This window comes from Empedobacter sp. UBA7252, assembly GCF_002472765.1.
Lineage (GTDB): Bacteria > Bacteroidota > Bacteroidia > Flavobacteriales > Weeksellaceae > Empedobacter > Empedobacter falsenii_B.
In genome coordinates, this window is record NZ_DKSQ01000086.1 from 43,286 (window position 1) to 65,419 (window position 22,134).

Consider the following 22,134-nt stretch of genomic DNA (forward strand, 5'->3'; position numbering starts at 1 on the left):
GATTTCAAAGTATTTCATGATTTTGAATTTGTCGAAATTTTATCCGTAATTTTGCGTTAATGCAAATATCAGAACAAACTTTAAAAGATTTAGAATTTAATGCGGTTCAAAAAGAAATCGCAGAATTTGCTTATACAGAAAAGGTTGAGGCACTTATTTTTAACTTAAAACCTTATCAGGATCACCAACTTTTGGTACAAGATCTACAAACGACAAACGAATATTTAACAAGTTTCGAGACGGGAAATCGTTTTCCGTTTTCAGAATATTATATTTTAGATGAAAATCTAAACCGATTAGAAATTGAGAATTATTATTTGCCTGCAGAAGAATTCTTCAAAATCAAGGCAAATACGCTTCAAGTGAAAGAAATCTTGAAATATTTGACAGCTTTCAACGAATATGCACCTGTTTTGTTTGAGAAAGCTTCAACGATTACTTACGAAAAAAATATCATAAAATTAATCGATCAAGTATTCAATAAATTTGGAGAAATCAAGGACGACGCAAGTCCTGAACTGAAAATTGTACGCGATCGTTTGCGTCATTTGAATGGACGAATTACCGAATTATTCAATAAATCGATGTCTTATCATTCGGATTATTTGGATGACATTCGTGAATCTGTTGTTGGAAATCGTCGCGTTTTGGCCGTTAAATCTGCTTTGAGAAAACGTGTGAAAGGGCAATTTTTAGGTACTTCTAAAACTGGATCGATTACGTTTATTGAGCCAGAAAGTGTACAAAATCCTCGTCGTGAATGGGAAGAATTAAAAGAAGAAGAAAAACATTTGGTTATTCAGATTTTATTAGATTTAACTGCTCAAATTGCAGAATACAAACCAAATCTTGAAGAATATCAAACGTTTTTAGAATACATCGATTTTACACAAGCGAAAGCAAATTATGCTTTTTTGATTAATGGAATTTTACCTCAACTTTCTGAGAATCGAATTATCAAATTAGTCGATGCTTATCATCCTGTTTTATTTTTAAACAATAAAAGAAAAGCTCAAAAAACGATTCCGCAGAGTTTAGAAATTAACGAAGATTGTCGAATTATCATTATTTCTGGTCCAAATGCTGGAGGAAAATCAATTACGTTAAAAACAATTGGTTTACTTCAAATTATGATTCAGAGTGGTGTTTTAGTTCCTGTAAAAGATCAAAGTCAATTTGGATTTTTTAATCAAATTTTCACAGATATTGGAGATAATCAATCCATTGAAAATCATTTATCAACATACAGTTATCGTCTAAAACAAATGTCCTATTTCTTGAAGAATGCAGACGATAAAACATTATTGTTAGTTGATGAATTTGGGACAGGTTCTGATCCAGAATTGGGTGGAGCTTTGGCCGAAGTTTTCTTTGAAGAATTTTATGAACGTAATTCTTTCGGTGTTTTTACGACGCATTATACAAATATCAAATTGAGCGCAGAAAGTTTGCCAGAAGCGATAAATGCTTGTATGTTGTTTGATAAAAAAACATTGGAACCACTTTATCGTTTGGAAATTGGACAAGCCGGAAGTTCATTTACATTTGAGGTTGCTGAGAAAAATAAAATTCCGTTTCGTTTGATTAATCGTGCGAAGAAAAAAGTTGAACGTGAAAAAGTGAGTTTGGATAAAACTATTTTAAAACTTCAACAAGAAAAATTTGAAATTCAGAAAACAAAAGATCATGTTGAAGAGTTGCGCGAAACAAATCTTGAGCACAACGAAAAATTAGAGCAAACGAATGAAAAAATTCAGCAAAAACTATATGATTTTCAGCAATTATATGATCGCGAGCAAAAACGTTTGAAACTTGGAGAACGTATTTCAGACATGGCGGATTCTTACTTGAAAACGAAAAATAAAAAGCAAATGATTTCGAATTTCTTGAAATTAATTGAAATGGAAAACTCGAAAAAAACGAAAGAAGTTCAACGATTAAAGAAAATTGAAAAGATTGTAGAGAAAGAAGTTAAACGCGAGTTAAAAGAAAATTCAGAAACAATTTCTCAACAAAAAGAAGTCATCGAAAAGAAAGAAAAAGCAGCTACTCAGAAAAAAATTGATGCGTTGAAAGTTGGTGATCGTGTCAAAATTCATGGTTCGTCTAGTGTTGGAACAATTGATAAGATAAAAAAAGAAATTGTTTTTGTAAATTACGGTTTATTTACAACTCAAATCAATGTTAATGAGGTATATAAAATTTAGTTTTTTCGTTTAATTAAAAAGTTTTCAATCTTGTTTGTGGCAAGATGATGACATTAAACACTATTCTTGTTCTTTTATAATAGATGTAACAAATTGAAATAACACATTGAGTGATTGTAAATATATAGTTACTATCAACAATCGAGGAATGATGAATGAAAAAGGTATTTTTTAATTTAAGTTTAAGAATTCTTCAAAAATTTACACAAAAAATTCAGCTATATAAACTGTTAAATCTGGTGTTAATAATATTCCGGTTGAAATTAGCAACTGTAATTATGAAGATGAAATAATCGAAGTTTGTTTTATGCAATACAAATAACACACGATATATAAATTATTTATAAAAGATTAATTACCCAAACTTTATTTCTAAATATTACTAATTGTGCATTCGCACAAACGAATAATAACTGGGGTTGGTTAATTGGAAATTGGGGAGGAATTGGTATTGGAAAACCTGGCGAAGGAAAAGGAACTTTTTCTTTTGGTCATCAATTAAATAACAATATTATTGTCCGAAAAAGTCATTCTGAATATCCTTCACGAGATTCTAAAAAAATGACAGTATATGATGATTTACTGGTTGTTTATTTAGATGAAAATAAAAATTTATCGAAAGCTATTTATTTTGATAACGAAGGTCATGTTATCAATTATTCGATTACTTATCCCGAAAAAAAGATTACATTTCTGAGTGAAACAAAACCCAATCAACCCATATTTAGATTGATTTACTCGCTACTCGAAAATAATGAAGTTAACACAGCTTTTGAAATTTCAATGGATGGAAAAAATTTTAATACCTATATCGAAAGAAAAATTAAAAAAATATAAAACGAAAAAGGTTAGTGAATTCACTAACCTTTTTCGTTTTAATATCTTAATCTTTCTCTATGCCTTGTGAACTTATCATTAAATCATAATTATCACAGTCGTTTTTAAATAAAATTTAATTCATTTTAAATAATCATCAACATAATGAATATCATTCTTTAGGGTAAATAATCTTCGTAAATTAGCGTATAAATAAGATAAAAAGGCTGTTGTATTGAATTTCAATAGAATATTAACTCAATAATTATTATTAATCATATATCATAAATATAATTTATAGTATAATCTATATTTGAAATTGAAAATATATGGACAGTTTAAAATATCAGTCTAAATTTGTATCAGTAAAAGAGATAAAAACTATTACAAGTTTTATCACATCGAGAAGTAAAAAACAAAATATAAAAAATTAAAATTATGTCATTAGTAGGAAAAAAAGCGCCTTTATTCACAGCGCCAGCAGTAATTGATGGAGACGAAATCGTAGAAAACTTTTCAATGCCAATCGGAGAGAAAAACATCGTTTTATTCTTCTACCCAAAAGATTTTACATTTGTTTGTCCAACAGAATTACACGCATTCCAAGCTAAATTAGCTGAATTCGAAAAAAGAGATGCTGTTGTAATCGCTGCTTCTTGTGATTCAGAAGAAACTCACTTAGCGTGGTTAAACACTGCAAAAGATAACGGAGGTATCGAAGGTGTTACTTACCCAATCGTTGCTGACTTAGCAAAAACTATCGCTATGGATTACGGAGTTTTAGCTGGTGAGTATGTTTACAATGAAGAAAATGATTCTTTAAAATTTGAAGGAGCTCCAGTTGCTTACCGTGGTACTTTCATCATCGACAAAAATGGTGTTGTTCGTCACGAAACAATCAACGATTTACCATTAGGACGTAACATCGATGAGTATGTACGTTTATTAGATGCAATTTTACACGTTGAGAAATATGGTGAAGTTTGTCCAGCAAACTGGGAAGAAGGAAAAGATGCTATGAACGCTACTAAAGATGGTGTAGCTTCTTACTTAGCTTCTCACTAAAAATAACTTGAAAATCTTTTGATTTTCAAAATTCACGAAGAGGCTGTCTAAAAAATTTGACAGGAGATTTTAACGAATTCATTTTCAATAAAAATCACTAAGCTCAACACTTAGACAGCCTTTTTTATACCCAATTTTTAACTTATAAAAATTAATAAAATGTTTGCAGAATTAGAACAAGATAACTTAGCACAAGTAGTTGCTGATAACAATATAGTAATTGTACAATATGGTGCTGGATGGTGTGGAAACTGCCGTTTAGTAAAACCAAAATTCAAAAAATTAGCGGCTGAATATGAAGGTCAAGCTGAGTTTTTATATGTTGATGCTGAAAAATTAGTAGAATCAAGAAAATTAGCTGAAGTTCCAAATTTACCAACTTTCGCGGTTTTCAAAGGAGGAGAAAATGTAGGACAAGTAACTGCGTCTAAAATTGATGCTGTAAAAGAATTGATCAATGAAGTTGCCGGTATTTAAGAATTTAGCAAAAAACGTTTCTATTGAAGCAATGGAAACAGCTTTAGAAGTTTTGGAAGTTTATGCTGATTCTCCAGCTGTAAAGGAGCCAGAACAAGAAGTAATTGGAGAAATGATTTCTAACATTTGTGGAGCTATGGAAATGAAGCAAATGATGGAAGAAGAAGGATTGGACGAGCGTACTGCTGCCAATACTTTTATGCAACGCGTAATGGGTTCGATTGATAAATAATTTTATCAATTAGTTAGTATAGAAAAAGGATTTCAATTGAAATCCTTTTTTGGTTTTATATAATTAATGTTGAATCCTATAAATAATCTTCAATATCACCCTTACCTTCACGTAAAACCTCTACTCCATCCGTCATATCAACAACAGTAGACGCAATATTATCTCCATAACCACTATCAATGACAGCATCTACAAGCTTCTCCCATTTTTCAAAAATCAATTCAGGATCTGTTGTATATTCTACAATTTCATCTTCATCATAAATAGAAGTTGAAGCAATAGGATTTCCTAATTTTTCGACAATCATTTGCGGAACAGCATGATCTGGAACACGAATACCAACCGTTTTTTTACCTTTGTAAGCAACAGGTAAATTGCGCGATGCATTCATGACAAATGTAAAAGGACCTGGTAAAGCGCGTTTCAAAATTTTGAACGTACTGTTATCAATTGGTAAAGTATATTGTGACAAATGGCTTAAATCATTACAAACAATAGAAAAATGAGATTTTTCAAGTTTAACACCTTTCAATCGAGCAAGTTTCTCCATTGCTTTAATATTCGTAATATCACATCCTAATCCATACACAGTATCGGAAGGATAAATAATTAAACCTCCATTTTGTAAAATCTTAACCACTTGATCAATCGCTTTTTCTTGTGGATTTTCTGGATGAATTCTGATATAATCTGCCATTTGTAAATCTTTATTCAAAGATACGAAATAGTTAACAATTCTTTTCGAAATCTATTCTATCTCCTAACCTTTAGCTAAACCTATTATTTTCTTAACTATTGTGACAAGTACCACAACCAATAATCCTGCAATCAAAGCAATCAAAGCTTCGCTAATCATCATTGGAATTGCTGTAGGTAAATGATGATGAATATAATCGATGTTATGAACAAATATCCCGCCTGAAACCAATAAAAGCGCAACAGTCCCTACAAATCCTAAAATTTTGATCACATATGGTAATGCATCAACCAAAAAATGTCCTAATTTAGAAACAGCTCCTTTGTCGTGTGATGCTTTTATCAGTTTAAAACCTGCATCATCCATACGAACAATTAAGGTTACAATCCCGTAAACACCAATGGTTGCTAAAATTGCAATAAACGAAACTGTAAAAACTTGTGTCAACATTGGTTGTTCCAAAACTGTACTCAATGCAATAATCACAATTTCTATCGAAAGGATAAAGTCCGTAATAATCGCAGATTTCACTTTTGATTTTTCCGAAACTTGCTTCTTATCTTCTACTTTATCTTCATGAATAACTTCTGAACCTTTTTTTGGACGGTGAAAAATAAACTCGATTATTTTCTCTACACCTTCAAAAGCTAAATAAAAACCTCCCAAAATCAAAACATATTTTATCACTTCTGGCATATAATGATTTAGTGTCAAAACAATTGGAACAATGATCAATTTATTGATAAAAGAGCCTTTTGTTATTGCCCATAAAACTGGTATTTCGCGCGAAGATAAAAATCCCGTTGCTTTCTCAGCATTTACAGCCAAATCATCTCCTAAAATCCCTGCTGTTTTACTCGCTGCTACTTTACTTGTAACCGCTACATCATCCATCAATGCTGCAATATCATCTAAAATTGCAAATATTCCTGAAGCCATATTATTGTTATTTTTTGGTTCGTAAAAGTAAAAAAAAATGTCAAATCTATATAGATTATTTTTATGTTCTTTCGACGATTCATTTCAAGTAAATTGCACTCCAAATTCTGACTATAAACCTGATTAATTTTAAACTAAATTAAGTCCTTTCGGAAACTAATCATTAATTTTAAAGAGAAATATATTAAGCTTATAAAATGGAAAATTCTTTCGGTCAGTTAAAGAAACATATTCAAATTTTCACTTCAATTTCTGAAGAAGAATTTCACGATTCAGTCCAATATTTTGAGAAATTTTCGGTGAAGAAAAAAGAAATGATTCATAAAGCTGGAACAGTTTGTACGTACAATTATTTTATTATTTCTGGATGTATTCGATTATTTTTCATCAATGAAAAAGGTGTAGAACAAACCATTGATTTTGCTATCGAAAATTGGTGGTTGACAGATTTGTTTTCTTACATTAATCAACAAAGTTCTGAGTTTTATATTCAAGCTGTAGAAAATGCAATTATTATGAAAATGAGTAAAACGAACGAAGAAATTTTATGCGAAAAACATCCTATTTTCAATTCGTATTTCAAACAAATTTATCAAAAAGCAAATGCTGCTGCTCAAATGCGTTCCAAATATTTGAAAGAGTTTTCGAAAGAGGAGTTTTATCTTCACTTCAAGAAAAATTTTCCTGAGTTTTTACAACGTGTTCCGCAATATTTATTAGCTTCTTATTTAGGTTTCACACCCGAATATTTAAGCGAAATCCGAAAGAAAGAGTTTTCTTAAACCAGTTTAATTTTATTGAATAAATAATCAACGAACTTTGTAAAAAATTAAGAAATGAAATCACGATTAAACATTCAAAAATTAGAACCAAAAGCTTACGAAGCAATGTATGGTCTAGAGAATTATTTAGCAAATTCTGAATTAGATAAATTACATTTAGAACTTATTAAAATCAAAGCTTCACAAATCAATGGTTGTGCTTTTTGTATTAATATGCACACCAAAGACGCGATGAAATTAGGCGAAACAAATCAACGTATTTTTTTGTTGAATGCGTGGCGAGAAACGACACTTTTTACAGAAGAAGAGCGTGTGATATTGGAGATGACAGAAGAAATTACAAATATTAGTCAACATGGTTTATCAGAAGAAACTTATCAAAAAGCATTAACACTTTTTTCTGAAAATTATATTGCGATTATCATTATTGCAATTACCACGATTAATGCTTGGAATAGAATTGCAATCAGTTCTCATATGACGGTTTAAAATTTTAGCTTCAGAAATCTGAAGCTTTTTTTGTGCTAAAAATCGGCTTTCGGATTAAAATAGTTTATTTTTGAGTCTTGAAGTAAAATTGATATGAATATTTACGATTTAATTGTTGACGATAAGGAAGAAATTTCTTTGAATGATGTTTTTTTAGATGATCAAAATCTTGCTCAAGTAAAACAACTTATCAAAGAACATAGATATATAGAGGAATTGAGTAAATATAATTTACCTGTCAATAATAAAATTTTGTTGCATGGATTTTCAGGTTGTGGAAAAACAACAACTGCAAAAGCAATTGCAAATGAAATCGGAAAACCAATATTGATTTTGAATTTAAGTAATATTGTTTCATCAAGAATTGGTGAAACTTCGCAAAATATTCGAATGCTTTTTGATAAAGCTGCTCGTGAAAAAGCAATTCTATTTTTGGATGAGTTTGACCAAATCGGAAAAGCGCGTGGAAATGATGACAAAGATGTTGGCGAAATGCGTCGTTTAGTGAACACAGTAATTCAATTAATTGATTATTTGCCACAAAATTCGTTGTTGATAGCCGCAACAAATCATCCACATATTATTGATGTTGCATTGTTGAGAAGATTTCAATTAAAAATTGATTTCAAAATGCCAACTTCTGAAATGTTAGATGTTTATTATGATAAACTTTTAAACGATTTACCAAAAGATATTCAATCACTCAAACGAAAATATAACGTTTCATTTGCAGAAGCTAAAGATTATGCACTTACAAACGCAAAAGCATTACTGATTGAAAAATTAGAACGTCAAGCAAATTCTTAAAACCAAAATATGGAAGACGAATTAATTTATTTCAGAGAACTTTTGGACACTGATGTAGCACGACTTTTCGAAATTTATTCGAATGCAAAAGCCATGAAATACCGCGAAACCGCTCCAATGAAAACAATCGAAGATTCGTACAAAATGCTGGAAAGAGATAAAGAAAAAAAGAATTCTGGATATGAATTTCGTTTTGCTGTTATCGAAAAATCTTCTGAAACCTTGATTGGTACTGTGATGTTTCAACCTGTTCACGACAAAGCGATTATTGGCTATTCGATTGATGAACAATTTTGGAACAGAGGTTACGCAACACGAATCATCAAACTGATTTCGAAAGAGTTGAAATCGAGAAAATATATGCTGATTGAAGCTTGGGTGAAAAAAGAAAATATCGCCTCGTCTAAAGCCTTATTAAAAAATAATTTTCAACAGATTTCGCAAACAATTTATCCGAAAAATCATCTTTTTCAATTAAGATTTACTTATTCTTAAGTTTTACTTAAGATAAGTCTTTAAGCATTAATTTCTAAAATCATCGTCCTAATTTTGTAACAGAATAAAATTTCTGGTCATGATTTTTACTATTTTTCTCCTATTTATTGGAGCTATTTTAGCATTTTGGATAAGTGCAATTTGTGGCGGTGGCGCAAGTTTAATCTTAATTCCAATCCTCAATCTTATTATTCCAACTTCGTTAGTCCCTTTTTCGTTAACAATCGGAACATTTACAAGTTCTGCCTCTCGAATAGCGGCTTTCAGAAAATCTGTACATTGGAAAATCTTCTTTTGGTTCGTGCCATTTTCGATTCCAGCAGTTTTAATGGGCGCTTATTTAATCAAATTTATCAACCCAATTTATTTACAAATTATTGTAGCTGTATTATTGATTTCAAATGTTCCACAATTATTTCTAAACAAAAAACAACAAGACAATGAAGAAAAACCTTCACCAAAATATATTTTGGCCATTGTTGGTTTTTTAGCTGGATTCGTTTCTGGAATAACAGGAGCAATAGGTTTATTATTCAATAGATTTTATTTAAAATATGGATTAACAAAAGAAGAAATTATTGCAACGCGAGCTGCCAACGAAATTATACTTCATATCATAAAATTAATCATTTATATTGTTCTTGCTTTATACTCAAAGAACGCATTATTACTTGGATTGACGATTGCAATTGCCTCAATTATTTCTTCTTATACGGTCAAATATATTTTACCTTATTTTAGCGATTTTATTTTCAGAAAAGTTGGCTATGCAGCGATGGTTATTTCTGGAATTACACTTTTTTATACAAGTTCCCAAAAAATCATTCAAGAAGATAAAGTTCAACTTACAACAACAAGTAAAGGTGACGAAAATGAAACCACTTTAAAATGGCGAAACAGCGATTTTGTGATGGAATATTCGTTAGATGGTGAATTTGAGATTGAACGTCCAATTCAACCGAATGAATTACCTAAAAATTTATTAAAGAAATACAATGAAATTTTACCTAATTACGATAAAATCCATCTCGAAAAAGTATTCAGAATTGGAGAAGATAGTTATGAGTTTTATTGTTACAAAGACAATAAACTGACCAAATTTGAACTGAAAGAATAGAAGATTGAACAATTAATTTTTACGAAACATTATTTTTGATAAATTATTCTTAAGTTTAACCAACATTACTATAAAAAATTTATGAATACAAAAGATAATCCCAAACTAATACGAGCTTGGATTTCTTACGACTGGGCAAATTCTGTTCATTCTTTAGTTATTGCCTCTGCTATTTTTCCGGTTTATTACACTTTAATGACCTATGATGCGAACGATCACCCAATTAAATTTTTAGGATTATTACCAGAGTCCGCATTCAATTTTTCATTGGCAATTGCTTTCTTTTTTGTGATTGTTTTGTCTCCTGTTTTATCTTCAATTGCAGATTTAATCGGAAATAAAATAAAATTTCTTCGCTTTTTTTGCTATTTAGGATCTTTCTCATGCATCGGAATGTTTTTCTTTACATCAAGCGATTTAGTTTGGTTAGCTTTATTACTCAATATCACTGCAAGCATAGGTTTTTGGGGAAGTTTAGTTTTTTACAACGCCTATTTACCAGAAATTGTCTCAGACGAAAAAATGGACAAAGTTTCGGCGCAAGGTTATATGTTTGGTTATATTGGTTCTGTCATTTTATTGACGATTTGTTTGGCAATGATACAATTCGCCCCAGAAGAACAACAAGCAATGTTTACTCGAATAAGTTTCTTATTAACAGGAATTTGGTGGTTAGGATTTGGACAAATTGCATTAAGTAAATTACCAAACCACAAATATGATCGCGAAATTCCAAAAGATATCATCAAATCGAGTTTTAGAAATTTAAAACATACCTTCAAAGATCTTAATCAATACAAAAATATTCGTGTTTTTTTGGCTGGATTTTTCTTTTACAGTTTAGCAATGCAAACTATCTTTTTGATGGCGGCAATGTTTGGAAGTTCAGAAATAGGAATGGAATCTTCAGAATTGATTATGACCATTTTATTAATTCAAATTGAAGCTGTTTTAGGTGCATGGTTATTCTCTTTTCTATCAGGAAAAATAGGAAATAAGAAAACCTTATTAATCGGGATTTTTATCTGGATTATTACATGTATTATTGGTTATTTGATTAATAAAAATGATCCTAATGTAAAAACTCAATTTTACGTAATGGCTGCAATGGTTGGTCTTGTAATGGGAGGTTTGCAAGCTTTATCACGTTCTACATACGCCAAATTATTACCAGAAACAGAAGATACTACAACCTATTTTAGCTTTTACGATGTTTTCGAAAAATTTGCCTTATTTTTAGGTTTAGTTATTTATGGATTATTGATTGAATATTCTGGCGGAATGAAAGCTTCGGCACTTGCAATGGGCGTTTCGTTTGCGATTAGTTTCGTTATTTTATTGTTCTATAAAATGGAAAAGAAGTAAAGTCATTTATATCAAATAAAAAAATAAACCCCAATATTTTAAATCAATATTGGGGTTTATTTTTAACAATTTACAATCTTCCTTTTTCCGAACTACTTTTTGATTGTTCTATTGTGAATGATTTTCCGAAATTGTATCGAATTCCAACACGATAATAGCGAGCGGATTGTCCTGTATAAACAAATTTTGTATCGTTACTAAAACTTTGATCTTGCCAAGCTCTATCTTTAAATACATTGTTCACATTAAACGAAACCTCGAATTTTTTATCCAAAAATAACGCTCTCAAACCAAAAGCTGTACTCCAATTAGCGCGACTTCTTGACATGGCATCAATTGTTTTTGTTGTATAATTTGTGGTATGATTAAACAATAATGTTTTCGATTTATTCAATTCTAAATTATTTGTCAAACGAAATTCTCCATTAAATCCATCCAATACATAATTGTATTCAGGAATAATTCCTTTTGTTTTCTTGTAATACAAATCAATCGTTCCATTGACTTTCCACCATTTTACAAGCTTGAAATTTAGATTTTCACTAATTCCAAAACTCTCCGAATCAGCATAATTATATGGAATCCAATTTTGTGTATTTTCTGTTGGATTTACAACCACAATTTGATTGATTTCATCCGTAGAATTTCTGTAATATAATGTTGTAACTGCCAAATCTTTGTATGCATATTCCAACTCATAATTATACGAATAAGAAGGTTTTAATTTCGGATTTCCTTCGGCAAAAGAATAAGGAGAATAAATGGTACGAAACGGATTCAATTGTCCCATAAAAGGTCGATCAATACGACGCCCAACATTAATACTTAACGAATGATTTTCAGCAGGTTTATACATCAAATAAGCGGTTGGAAATAATCCATCATATTTATAGGTATCATGTTGATTTTCTTGCGGAGAAAAACCTTTTGCATCTGTATTTTCGTATCTCAAACCAACTTTTGCAGACCATTTTTCTGAAATATCTTTTTCAATACTCGCATAAAAAGCCAAAATATTTTCGTCATAATAAAAACCATTACTCAACTTTTCATCATAAACAGGCGACCCAGAAGATGTGTTGTAAAATAAATTATCGCTATTATTTTTCGTCCAACTATAACGTCCACCATAATTTAGTTTCCAAGTATTAACGGGATGTTCCATATCAATATTCAAACTATAATTATTTGCTTTTTGGTCGGACAAACTTTTATTTCCTTGATATTCTGTTTTATTTTCAACATCTTCTGAATTAAAAAATCGGTTTGAAGTTACACTTGTATTGTTATTATTAAAATTTACCCAATCAAAATCAAATGTCAGTTTTTTTCCGATCGTATCCATTTTATAAATCACATGATAATTCAGCGTATTGTATTTCGTGTTTCCTTTGCTTCCATTTCGATCATTCAGAATATAACTCAACAATTCATTTTTATCCAAACTATTTATCGTTGTTTTCGTGCCACCAGTTCCTTTTCGATTTCCAGCATATAAATCAACCGTAAAACCAGTCGTCAATTTATCTGAAACTTTATAATCCAATCCTAATTTTCCGCCAATATTTCTATTTTTTCCACTATTTTTTTCTCTTTCAGTCCAAACTTCATTTGTCTTTCTAAAATAAATATCAGATTGTCCAATTCCATCATATTCACCAAAACCACCAAAAATATTCGAAACTAAAGTCCATTTATTTTTTCGGTAATTAAACGATGCACTATTGTTCCAATATGGTTTGTTATAATGTTGCAATGATGACGACAAACTTCCATTCCACGAGTCTTTTTTGCCTGATTTCAGTACAATATTGAGAATTCCACTATTTCCTATTGCTTGATATTTTGCGGGTGGATTTGTAATTACTTCAATTTTCTCAATATCATCTGCACGAAGCGTTTTTAAATAATTTGTCAATTGATCACCAGACATTTCCAATAAACGATCGTCCACCATCACACGCAAATTACTTTTACCAATTATCGAAACTACATCATTATCAACCTTTACACGAGGCGCCAATTTTAGCAAATCTAATGCATCTCCGCCTTTTGCTCCCTCCGCTAAATCAGCATTAAAAACAAGTCGATCAACTTTCTTTTCTATTAATTTTTTCTGACTCTTTACAACCGTTTCATTTAATGTAATATTTTCAGTTTTAGGAAGAATAATAACGCCTAAATCCTGATTTTTTCCACATAAAATCGTTTGAGTATGAAGCAAAACACCAGCTTCTTCTATTCGAAACATATAATTTCCTTCGGCTAAATCAACTGTAAAACTTCCTTTATCATCAGTTGAAATTTCTTCAATAATTTGATCATCTTTCAGAATAATCACATCTGCTAGACTAACAGGCATTTGATTCGTATATTGCAAGCTTCCTTTATATTGTTGTTGCGCAAAAATCGAGGTCGAGGCAAATAATAAAATTGGTATATATAATTTAGACATATTAGGTTTGTTTACTATAATGACGTGTGAATTACAGAAAAGTTACATAGAAAATGAATAATAATTGAATTTGTCTTTAAAAAATAAATTAACAATGATTTAATATTTAAAGAATTTTACTACATTTCAAAAAATAATTTTAACCGATTAAAAAAATATAAATGAATGGATTTTAATGAATTAAAAAACAAATTAGTGCAATCAACCAAACAAGCCTTTTTGAAAATTTATAACGAAAATCCTTCCCAAGACCTTTACGCTTTTGCCTTGTGCAATAACGACTCGAAAATAGCTATTCATCCTTCGGCAAATTCTGTAGAACATTTGGAAAAAGTTTCGGATGAAGACGATTTTTGTTACTACAAATACGAGCCTTCTGAATGGAAATATGATTATTTAGGAGCTGAAAATTCTTTTCAAGAAATCAATCAAATGTGTAAAGAAATCGTTGATGAACACGACGATGACGAAGATTGGTTTTATCAATTTCAGAATAAAATTAATGAAAAATGTATCGAAGTTTTAGAAGAATTAAAGAATGAAAATTTCTTTTCTAAATTAATTGGTAAAGATATTTTCTTAAACTTTTCTGTAATTGATGATGATTTGAACAAAGAAAAACAACAAAAAATTATTACGCAATTGAATGATAATTCGTACAAAGAAGATTATTTTGAATGGATGACAACTTGGGGTAAAAACAAAAAAAGAGCTTTATAAAAAGCTCTTTTTTTGTTTGATAATATTTCTTCTAAAAGTTTAGATTTCTTTTCTCAATCTCGCAACCGGAATATTTAGTTGTTCGCGATATTTTGCAATTGTACGACGAGCAATTGGATAACCTTTTTCTTTTAAAATTTCGGTTAATTTTTCGTCTGTCAAAGGTTTACGTTTGTCTTCATCTGCAATTACATCTTGTAAAATTCGTTTAATTTCGCGCGTCGAAACTTCTTCACCTTCATCATTTGTTAACGATTCTGAGAACAAATCTTTTATCAAAAATGTTCCGTAAGGCGTTGTGACATATTTAGAATTCGCTACACGAGAAACTGTCGAAATATCCATTCCAATTCTGTCTGAAATATCTTTTAAAATCATCGGTTTAATTTTCGTTTCATCTCCTGTTAAGAAATACTCTTTTTGAAATTTCATAATCGCTTCCATCGTGTATAAAAGCGTGTTACGGCGTTGCTGAACCGCATCAATAAACCATTTCGCAGAATCTAACTTTTGTTTGACAAACATCACAGCTTCTTTCTGTTGATTCGATTTATTTTCGGTTTTTTTGTATGTATCTAACATTTCTGCAAACGCACTCGAAATTTTCAATTCTGGTACATTACGTCCATTTAACGACAATTCTAAATCGCCATCGTTGATATGAATCGTAAAATCTGGCGTTATTTGCTCTACAATTTTACTACTACTCGAAAATGATTTTCCTGGTTTTGGATTCAAACGTTCAATCTCCGAAATTGCATCACGCAACTCATCATCATCCGCATCATATTTTGCCATCAATTTCGAATAATGCTTTTTCGTAAATGCATCAAACGATTCTGAAATTAATTTTTCTGCTAACTCTACTGCTTCTGTTTGATTTTTATTTTCTAATTGAATCAATAAACATTCTTGCAAATCACGCGCACCTACACCAACTGGATCCATTCGTTGAATATAATTAATCAACAAATTTTCGACCTCTTCTGGCGAAGTGTAAATATTTTGCGAGAATGCTAAATCGTCAACCAACGATTTAATATCACGACGCATATAACCATCATCGTCAATATTTCCTAAGATAAATTCAGCAATTTGAAATTGTTCCGAAGTTAATCGATTCGTATATAATTGTGATGTCAAAAACTCGATAAAGCTCTCTCCTTGCGCGTAAGGAACAGATTTATCTTCGTCATCATCACTATAATTATTCGTATACGTTTTATAATTTGGGATGTCATCATCGCTCAAATAATCATCAATATTGATGTCACTTGTGTCAATCACTTGCTCGTCGCCAAAATCATCACTCTGATTGTCCCATTCTTCCTGTTCTCCTCCGTAATCTTCATCATATTCAGAAGATTGATCATCCAAAGCAGGGTTTTCTTCCAACTCTTCCTTTACGCGTTGTTCAAAAGCAACCGTAGGAAGTTGAACCAACTTCATTAATTGGATTTGTTGTGGCGATAGTTTTTGTTGTAATTTTAAATTTAATTCCTGCTTTAACATATTTTGGGTTTTGGCTTATATAAAAAACGGATTTAGCTTAAAGTTACAATTTTTAAGCATAAATCCGTAAAAATATTTTGATTAAAATTCAGCGTTATTCGGTGTTCTAGGGAAAGGAATTACGTCACGAATGTTACCCATTCCTGTAACGAATAATACCAAACGCTCTAAACCTAAACCGAAACCTGAATGTGGCACAGAACCGAAACGTCTTGTGTCACGGTACCACCATAATTCTTCTTTATCAATTCCGAATTTTTCCATTTTTTCGTCTAAAACTTCTAAACGCTCTTCACGTTCAGAACCTCCGATAATTTCTCCGATTCCAGGGAATAAAACGTCCATTGCGCGAACTGTTTTTCCATCATCATTCATACGCATGTAAAATGCTTTGATTTCTACAGGATAATCAAATAAAATAACTGGCGTTTTGAAATGTTTCTCAACTAAATAACGTTCGTGTTCTGATTGTAAATCTGCTCCCCAACCTTCGATTGGATATTTGAATTTACCTTTTTTATTTGGTTTAGAATCTTTTAAGATATCTATTGCTTCTGTATAAGTTAAACGAATGAATTTGTTATTTAAAACATATTCTAAACGCTCAATTAAACCTAATTCAGAACGCTCTGCTTCTGGTTTTTGTTTTTGTTCTTTGTCAAAACGTTCAGCTAAGAATTTCAAATCATCTTTACACGTTTCCATTGCATAAGTGATAACAGATTTCATAAAATCTTCTGCCAAATCCATATTTTGATCTAAACGGAAAAACGCAACTTCTGGCTCAATCATCCAGAATTCAGCTAAGTGACGAGAAGTATTCGAGTTTTCTGCACGGAAAGTAGGTCCAAATGTATAAATTTTCCCTAATCCCATTGCTGCTGTTTCTCCTTCTAACTGTCCAGAAACCGTTAAGTTAGTCGATTTACCAAAGAAATCTTGTGTATAATCTACTTTACCTTCTTCATTTTTAGGTAAGTTTTCCATATCCAAGTTTGTGATATGAAACATCTCTCCTGCTCCTTCAGCATCAGATCCTGTAATAATTGGCGTGTTGATGTAAACGAATCCATTTTCGTTGAAATACTTGTGAATCCCGAACATTAACGCGTTACGAACACGCATAGTTGCAGCAAAAACATTTGTTCTGAAACGTAAATGTGCTTGCTCACGCAAAATCTCTAAACTGTGTTGTTTTGGTTGTAAAATTGTTCCTTTTAAATCATCAGATGGCGCAGTTCCTAAAATTTTGATTTCTTTCGCAACAATTTCAATCTCTTGACCAGCTCCTTCACTTTCTACCACTTCTCCTTTTACTTGTAAAGAAGCTGCTGTAGAAATTTGTTTTATAATTGATTCGTCAAAATTTTCGAAATCTACTACTACTTGAATATTATTAATTGTAGAACCGTCATTCAACGCGATGAAACGATTACTTCTGAACGATCTTACCCATCCATTTACAACTACTTCCTGTAGCAACAAATCCTTGCCTTTTTCTAATAAGGCTTTAATTCCGTACGATTGCATAATTTTTTAATTTATCCTTACAAATTTAGTTATTATTTAAAGTTATAAAAATTATAGGCATAATTTTTGCGAATATTTTTCAACCAACCTAAAAATCCTTTACAATTTCAATGAAAATGTAAAGGATTTTTGATTTTAGTTTATTTTTTGAAGTGAAATTATTCTAGTTCTTAGATTCAAAACGCAAAAGAAGTTCATTTATTCTTTGAATAAGAACTTTATCAGAATTATTATTTTGAATTAAATAATCTACATAATTTTTTAATTCGTAAAATTGACTATCAGTTTTAATTTGATCTTTCTCAATTATCTTTTCGATTCTTTTAAAATATGATTCAAAAATATCAATGTCATAATTGGTTGTCTTTATCAAATATTCATTAAAACCAAAATCTCTATCTTCGATAAAATCAGACGTTAAATCTTTAAACCAGTTTTTTAAAATAGTTAATTTTCTTTTTGAATAATACTCCTCTGTTTGAGTTTTTAGACGAATATATTCATCTTTCATTTCATTATTAAAAGCAAGATGAACAATATAATAATCTATAGTCGCAAGTACTAAATCTCTATATTTTTTAAGTTCAAACTCTTTATTCATAAATTTAAATCAATATATACGATTCTGAAACGAGTCCAGAATGACAAAATCTAAATACCTACAAAAAATTCAAATTTACAGTTAATTTTAAATAGAAATTATCTTGGAATTTTTCTTCTGAATAAGCACCTAAACGGTAAAATGCTCCCAATCCAAATGTTTTGAAAATTAAATTATTTACTTCAACTCCTGTTTCGTGGTAATAATGATTCAATGTTTTGAAATCTAAATTTTGATGATCTGTTTTATCTTTCATATCACCTAAAACTCCACGGTAAACGAATTGTGGGAAAATAATTTTGTTTCCGACTTTAACGCCAGCAAAAATATGTTTCAATTGAAAGGATACAAATCGATCCGAATAAAATTCTCCAGGACGCATTGTTTCGAAATTTGTTAAACCTCCTACTCCAAAGTTTGCAAAATCATTACGTTTTGCGTTTCCTTGTCCTTCGAACAAGTTCATCAACGGCATTTTTCCTTCAACCCAACCCGCATTTACATTGAAATTTGTTTTACCAACTCGCGTATCGAACACATCAAAATAAGAAATATTGAAACGAAGTGGATCATAATCAGAATTGAAAATATCCCAATATTTCGTCAACATTGCATAGAAAACAGATTTCCCGCTATTCACCGTCACTTTTCCGTAAGGCGTGCGGATAAACTTGTCTTTTGGTGCAAAACGGATCGCTAATTGCGTATTATACAAATCGTACCAACCTATATTATTCAGGAAAGAATAATCAAATTCTGCTTGTTGTTTTTCATAATTTGCCGAAATATTGAAGGTTACATTCTTGAAAATATCTTGCTCATATCCAAAAGAATAATGTTTATACGAAAAATATTCGTGATTATAAATATTACTAAAAGCTCCAGAAATTAGACGTGTATAATTCGATTGTAATAAAATTGGCGTTTTCCCAGAAGCCGAAACATCTTGCGAGTATTTTGCAAAAATTCGACCCGAATAAGGCTTATTTACATAATAATCTCCACCAAATCCAAACTTGAATGTTTCATCTTTGAAACCATAAGCTGAATACGCATTCAACGAATATTTATCGCTCCAATTTTCATTTGTATTAAACGCGGCACCAAGTCTAAAACCTTCGTAATCATTAAACGCTAAGATTTTTGTTAAATCTAAATCAACTTTTCCTAATGATAATTTCCCACCAGAATTGATGATTCTCATCAATTTCATTTGACGTTCTAACTTATATTTATCGCCAATACTATCAATTGTCGTATAAGTATTTCGCTCTTTGTTTGATAATGACGAATCGCGGTAATCTTCCATCACATTGTCCCATTTCTTTTCGTTCATATTTTGAAAAGAAATTTCGTCTTCGTAACCTAAAAATTCGTTGCGTTTGAAATGTGCTGGATTTTGAATATCCTTGAAAGTTGTTTCAAGATTAATCCAAATTTTTTCTTTTTTATCAATAAAATCATCATCGGATAATTTCTCTGTAATCTTAAAATTACCAGCTTCCATGCGATATTTTTGTTGATTTGGAATCCAAGAACCATTATTCAATTTCCAATCTGCTTCTAATTCTGCAACATAATTTGAAATCGTATTTTCTGCTTCAATTTTGATTAAAGCATACGTTCTATCATCAATCCAAAGTGTTCCTTTAATTTGTCTTTTATCCGTTTTGATTGAAGGGAAAAAGCTAATAACAGCCGTTTTTCGCCCATCAATAAAAATATCCTCTTTGAAACCATAACGGTAATGCGAAAGACCTTCTCGACTTACTGGATTAATAATTCCTTTGAAGAAAAAATTGATTTTATCTTGATCAAAATTGAACGCAATTGGTTGCATCGCCAAATATTCGTACAAAGGCGAACGCATTCCAGAAATACGAGAAGATTGCACGATATTTTTTAGTCCAAAACGCTTCGAAACTTTATGATCCATTGCACGTTCTCCCAAAAATAAATGACTGTTGTCTAACAATTTTTTCCATTGATTATTGACAGAATCTTTGTGATTTTGAGGTTGAATGATAAACGGAATCGAATCGTTATTTACTGTACTCCAAAATTTAGTGTATGATTTTAGGAAAATATTTCCTCCGTTTCTGATTGTATTTTTGGATTGATTGCGAATTGCTTTGATAATCAAATTACGACCAACAGAATCATTTGTCGTAAAACTAACCTCATCCAAACTAATGAAAGAAGGTTTCATCATAATTTCCACCAACTTTTTACCATCAGTCTGAATACTTTCTGAGAAATATCCGTTTTTGATTATATCAATAAAATGAACAGAATCATTGATATCCAATTCTCCTAATTCGTCTGTTTGACCAAGAAATTGTTTGGTATCGCTGTAAACATTAGCACCAGTTAAACGAAATTCGTCTTGAGCATCGAATACTCTCACTTTAATTTGAGCAAATGTGGCAATTGAAATACAGAAATTTAGCAGGAATATATAGTTCTTCATCTTTTGAAATTGATTATGCAAATAAATAAAAAAAGCAGCGAAACGCTGCCTTAAAATATTTTTTTTTCAAGAAAGATTAAACTTTCATGATTTCAGCTTCTTTTTTCGTTAAAGCTTCTTCTAATTTCTTAGAAAACTTGTCTGTTAATCCTTGAACACGTGTTTCGTAATCTTTCACCATGTCTTCAGAAGCTTCTTTTACAGCTTTTAACGCTTTGTTCGCATCTTGACGTGCATTACGAAGAGAAATTTTAGCAGTTTCCATATCCGATTTGGCCATTTTCACCAACTCTTTACGACGTTCTTCTGTTACTGGAGGAATACTGATAATAATTGTATCTCCATTGTTAGAAGGTGCAAAACCTAAATTAGCATTGATGATTGCTTTTTCAATTTCATGAATTAAATTTCTCTCGTATGGTTGAATGCTCAATGTCATTGCATCTGGTGTATTTACATTTGCAATTTGAGTTAACGGAGATAAACTTCCGTAGTAATCAACACGAACTGAACTTAACATTGCAGGAGTAGCTTTACCTGCTCTTAATTTGTCGAATGCAACCTCTAAGTGACTTACAGTTCCCTGCATTTGCTCCTTAGCCGTTTCTAAAATAATATCTAATTCTTCCATTTCGGGATTTATTTATTTGTTACTAGAGTACCTACGTTATCTCCTAAAATTAATTTTTTCAAGTTACCATCTGTATTCATATCAAATACAATAATAGGTAAATTATTTTCTTCACTCAAAGTAAAAGCTGTCATATCCATTACTTTTAAGTTTTTATCGTAAACTTCTTGATAAGAAATTGTTTCGAATTTCTCTGCTGTTGGATCTTTTTCTGGATCTGCAGTATAAATTCCATCAACACGAGTTCCTTTCAAAATAACATCAGCTTGCGTTTCAATTGCTCTCAAAACGGCTGCTGTATCTGTTGTAAAATATGGATTTCCTGTTCCTGCACCAAAAATTACGACACGACCTTTTTCTAGATGACGCGTAGCTCTTCTTTTGATAAATGGTTCTGCGATTTGCTCCATACGAATAGCCGTTTGTAAACGTGTATTAACACCAGCATCTTCCAAAGCTCCTTGCAATGCCATACTGTTAATCACAGTTGCCAACATTCCCATATAATCTCCTTGTACACGATCCATACCAGAAGCAACACCTTGTACACCTCTAAAAATATTACCACCTCCGATTACGATTGCCACTTCGCAACCAAGTTCAGCAACTTCTCTAATTTGTTGCGCATATTGTTTCAGCATATTTGGATCAATACCATATTGTAAATCTCCCATTAATGCTTCACCACTCAATTTAAGTAATATTCTTTTGTATTTCATCTTGTCAA

21 protein-coding genes are annotated in these 22,134 nt (G+C 30.9%); 12 read left to right on the top strand and 9 right to left on the bottom strand.

The features are described 5' to 3' along the window. The first annotated feature begins 59 nt into the window (after positions 1-59). From B2X73_RS12315 to B2X73_RS12335, 5 genes are all read left to right on the top strand, one after another. Positions 60-2,207 (top strand): endonuclease MutS2, encoded by a 2,148-nt coding sequence (locus B2X73_RS12315; protein WP_286495176.1) that lies wholly within the window; start codon positions 60-62, stop codon positions 2,205-2,207. Between the two features lie 561 nt (positions 2,208-2,768). Next, complete coding sequence (locus B2X73_RS12320) at positions 2,769-3,044, top strand: hypothetical protein (protein ID WP_219034361.1); 276 nt, start codon at positions 2,769-2,771, stop codon at positions 3,042-3,044. A gap of 417 nt (positions 3,045-3,461) precedes the next feature. Continuing rightward, entirely contained in the window at positions 3,462-4,088 is a 627-nt protein-coding gene (locus tag B2X73_RS12325) for a peroxiredoxin (RefSeq protein ID WP_038336698.1), read from the top strand. A 159-nt stretch (positions 4,089-4,247) separates the two neighbouring features. Beyond that, a complete protein-coding gene (locus B2X73_RS12330) occupies positions 4,248-4,565 on the top strand; it encodes a thioredoxin family protein (protein ID WP_286495177.1) in 318 nt (105 codons plus the stop codon). Continuing rightward, the gene (locus B2X73_RS12335; RefSeq protein ID WP_038336694.1) at positions 4,546-4,797 is read left to right on the top strand and encodes a DUF6952 family protein; all 252 of its coding nucleotides are present in this window, start codon (positions 4,546-4,548) and stop codon (positions 4,795-4,797) included. The genes B2X73_RS12330 and B2X73_RS12335 overlap by 20 nt, the downstream gene beginning before the upstream one ends. 76 nt (positions 4,798-4,873) lie before the next feature. On the opposite strand, the gene B2X73_RS12340 is transcribed toward B2X73_RS12335, so the two are convergent. Next, positions 4,874-5,494 (bottom strand): L-threonylcarbamoyladenylate synthase, encoded by a 621-nt coding sequence (locus B2X73_RS12340; RefSeq protein ID WP_219034359.1) that lies wholly within the window; start codon positions 5,492-5,494, stop codon positions 4,874-4,876. 63 nt (positions 5,495-5,557) lie between these two features. Then, positions 5,558-6,433 carry a DUF808 family protein gene (locus tag B2X73_RS12345; protein ID WP_115000953.1) on the bottom strand — a complete coding sequence of 292 codons (876 nt, stop codon included), beginning with the start codon at positions 6,431-6,433 and terminating at the stop codon, positions 5,558-5,560. 197 nt (positions 6,434-6,630) lie between these two features. On the opposite strand from B2X73_RS12345, the gene B2X73_RS12350 reads away from it, so the two are divergent. The 6 genes from B2X73_RS12350 to B2X73_RS12375 all read left to right on the top strand — a co-directional run bounded on the left by B2X73_RS12350 (position 6,631) and on the right by B2X73_RS12375 (position 11,488). Beyond that, on the top strand, positions 6,631-7,215 hold the full coding sequence (locus tag B2X73_RS12350) for a Crp/Fnr family transcriptional regulator (RefSeq protein WP_286495180.1): 585 nt from the start codon (positions 6,631-6,633) through the stop codon (positions 7,213-7,215). A gap of 54 nt (positions 7,216-7,269) precedes the next feature. Then, positions 7,270-7,704: a carboxymuconolactone decarboxylase family protein gene (locus tag B2X73_RS12355; protein ID WP_286495181.1), complete on the top strand. Its 435-nt coding sequence runs from the start codon at positions 7,270-7,272 to the stop codon at positions 7,702-7,704. Positions 7,705-7,797: 93 nt separating this feature from the next. Beyond that, the gene (locus B2X73_RS12360; RefSeq protein WP_115000956.1) at positions 7,798-8,511 is read left to right on the top strand and encodes an AAA family ATPase; all 714 of its coding nucleotides are present in this window, start codon (positions 7,798-7,800) and stop codon (positions 8,509-8,511) included. 9 nt (positions 8,512-8,520) lie between these two features. Continuing rightward, complete coding sequence (locus B2X73_RS12365; RefSeq protein WP_291096547.1) at positions 8,521-9,006, top strand: GNAT family N-acetyltransferase; 486 nt, start codon at positions 8,521-8,523, stop codon at positions 9,004-9,006. A gap of 79 nt (positions 9,007-9,085) precedes the next feature. Further along, a complete protein-coding gene (locus B2X73_RS12370) occupies positions 9,086-10,123 on the top strand; it encodes a sulfite exporter TauE/SafE family protein (RefSeq protein WP_286495183.1) in 1,038 nt (345 codons plus the stop codon). Positions 10,124-10,204: 81 nt separating this feature from the next. Continuing rightward, positions 10,205-11,488 carry an MFS transporter gene (locus B2X73_RS12375; RefSeq protein ID WP_280061172.1) on the top strand — a complete coding sequence of 428 codons (1,284 nt, stop codon included), beginning with the start codon at positions 10,205-10,207 and terminating at the stop codon, positions 11,486-11,488. A 70-nt stretch (positions 11,489-11,558) separates the two neighbouring features. Here B2X73_RS12375 and B2X73_RS12380 read toward each other — a convergent pair whose 3' ends face one another. Further along, positions 11,559-13,943 (bottom strand): outer membrane beta-barrel family protein, encoded by a 2,385-nt coding sequence (locus B2X73_RS12380; protein WP_291049202.1) that lies wholly within the window; start codon positions 13,941-13,943, stop codon positions 11,559-11,561. A 165-nt stretch (positions 13,944-14,108) separates the two neighbouring features. On the opposite strand from B2X73_RS12380, the gene B2X73_RS12385 reads away from it, so the two are divergent. Next, positions 14,109-14,663, top strand: coding sequence for a DUF4303 domain-containing protein (locus B2X73_RS12385; RefSeq protein WP_084106915.1), 555 nt, complete (start codon positions 14,109-14,111; stop codon positions 14,661-14,663). Between the two features lie 39 nt (positions 14,664-14,702). On the opposite strand, the gene rpoN is transcribed toward B2X73_RS12385, so the two are convergent. The 6 genes from rpoN to pyrH form a co-directional block, all read right to left on the bottom strand. Further along, complete coding sequence (rpoN, locus tag B2X73_RS12390) at positions 14,703-16,175, bottom strand: RNA polymerase factor sigma-54 (RefSeq protein WP_115000980.1); 1,473 nt, start codon at positions 16,173-16,175, stop codon at positions 14,703-14,705. An 81-nt stretch (positions 16,176-16,256) separates the two neighbouring features. Further along, positions 16,257-17,705: an asparagine--tRNA ligase gene (asnS, locus tag B2X73_RS12395; protein WP_291096549.1), complete on the bottom strand. Its 1,449-nt coding sequence runs from the start codon at positions 17,703-17,705 to the stop codon at positions 16,257-16,259. Positions 17,706-17,868: 163 nt separating this feature from the next. Next, positions 17,869-18,306 carry a hypothetical protein gene (locus tag B2X73_RS12400; RefSeq protein ID WP_280051165.1) on the bottom strand — a complete coding sequence of 146 codons (438 nt, stop codon included), beginning with the start codon at positions 18,304-18,306 and terminating at the stop codon, positions 17,869-17,871. 58 nt (positions 18,307-18,364) lie between these two features. Then, positions 18,365-20,776, bottom strand: a complete 2,412-nt coding sequence (locus B2X73_RS12405) for a DUF5686 family protein (protein ID WP_219034348.1) — start codon at positions 20,774-20,776, stop codon at positions 18,365-18,367. 76 nt (positions 20,777-20,852) lie between these two features. Further along, positions 20,853-21,407 carry a ribosome recycling factor gene (gene frr, locus B2X73_RS12410; RefSeq protein ID WP_115000990.1) on the bottom strand — a complete coding sequence of 185 codons (555 nt, stop codon included), beginning with the start codon at positions 21,405-21,407 and terminating at the stop codon, positions 20,853-20,855. A gap of 8 nt (positions 21,408-21,415) precedes the next feature. After that, positions 21,416-22,126: a UMP kinase gene (pyrH, locus tag B2X73_RS12415; protein ID WP_115000992.1), complete on the bottom strand. Its 711-nt coding sequence runs from the start codon at positions 22,124-22,126 to the stop codon at positions 21,416-21,418. Positions 22,127-22,134 lie beyond the last annotated feature (8 nt).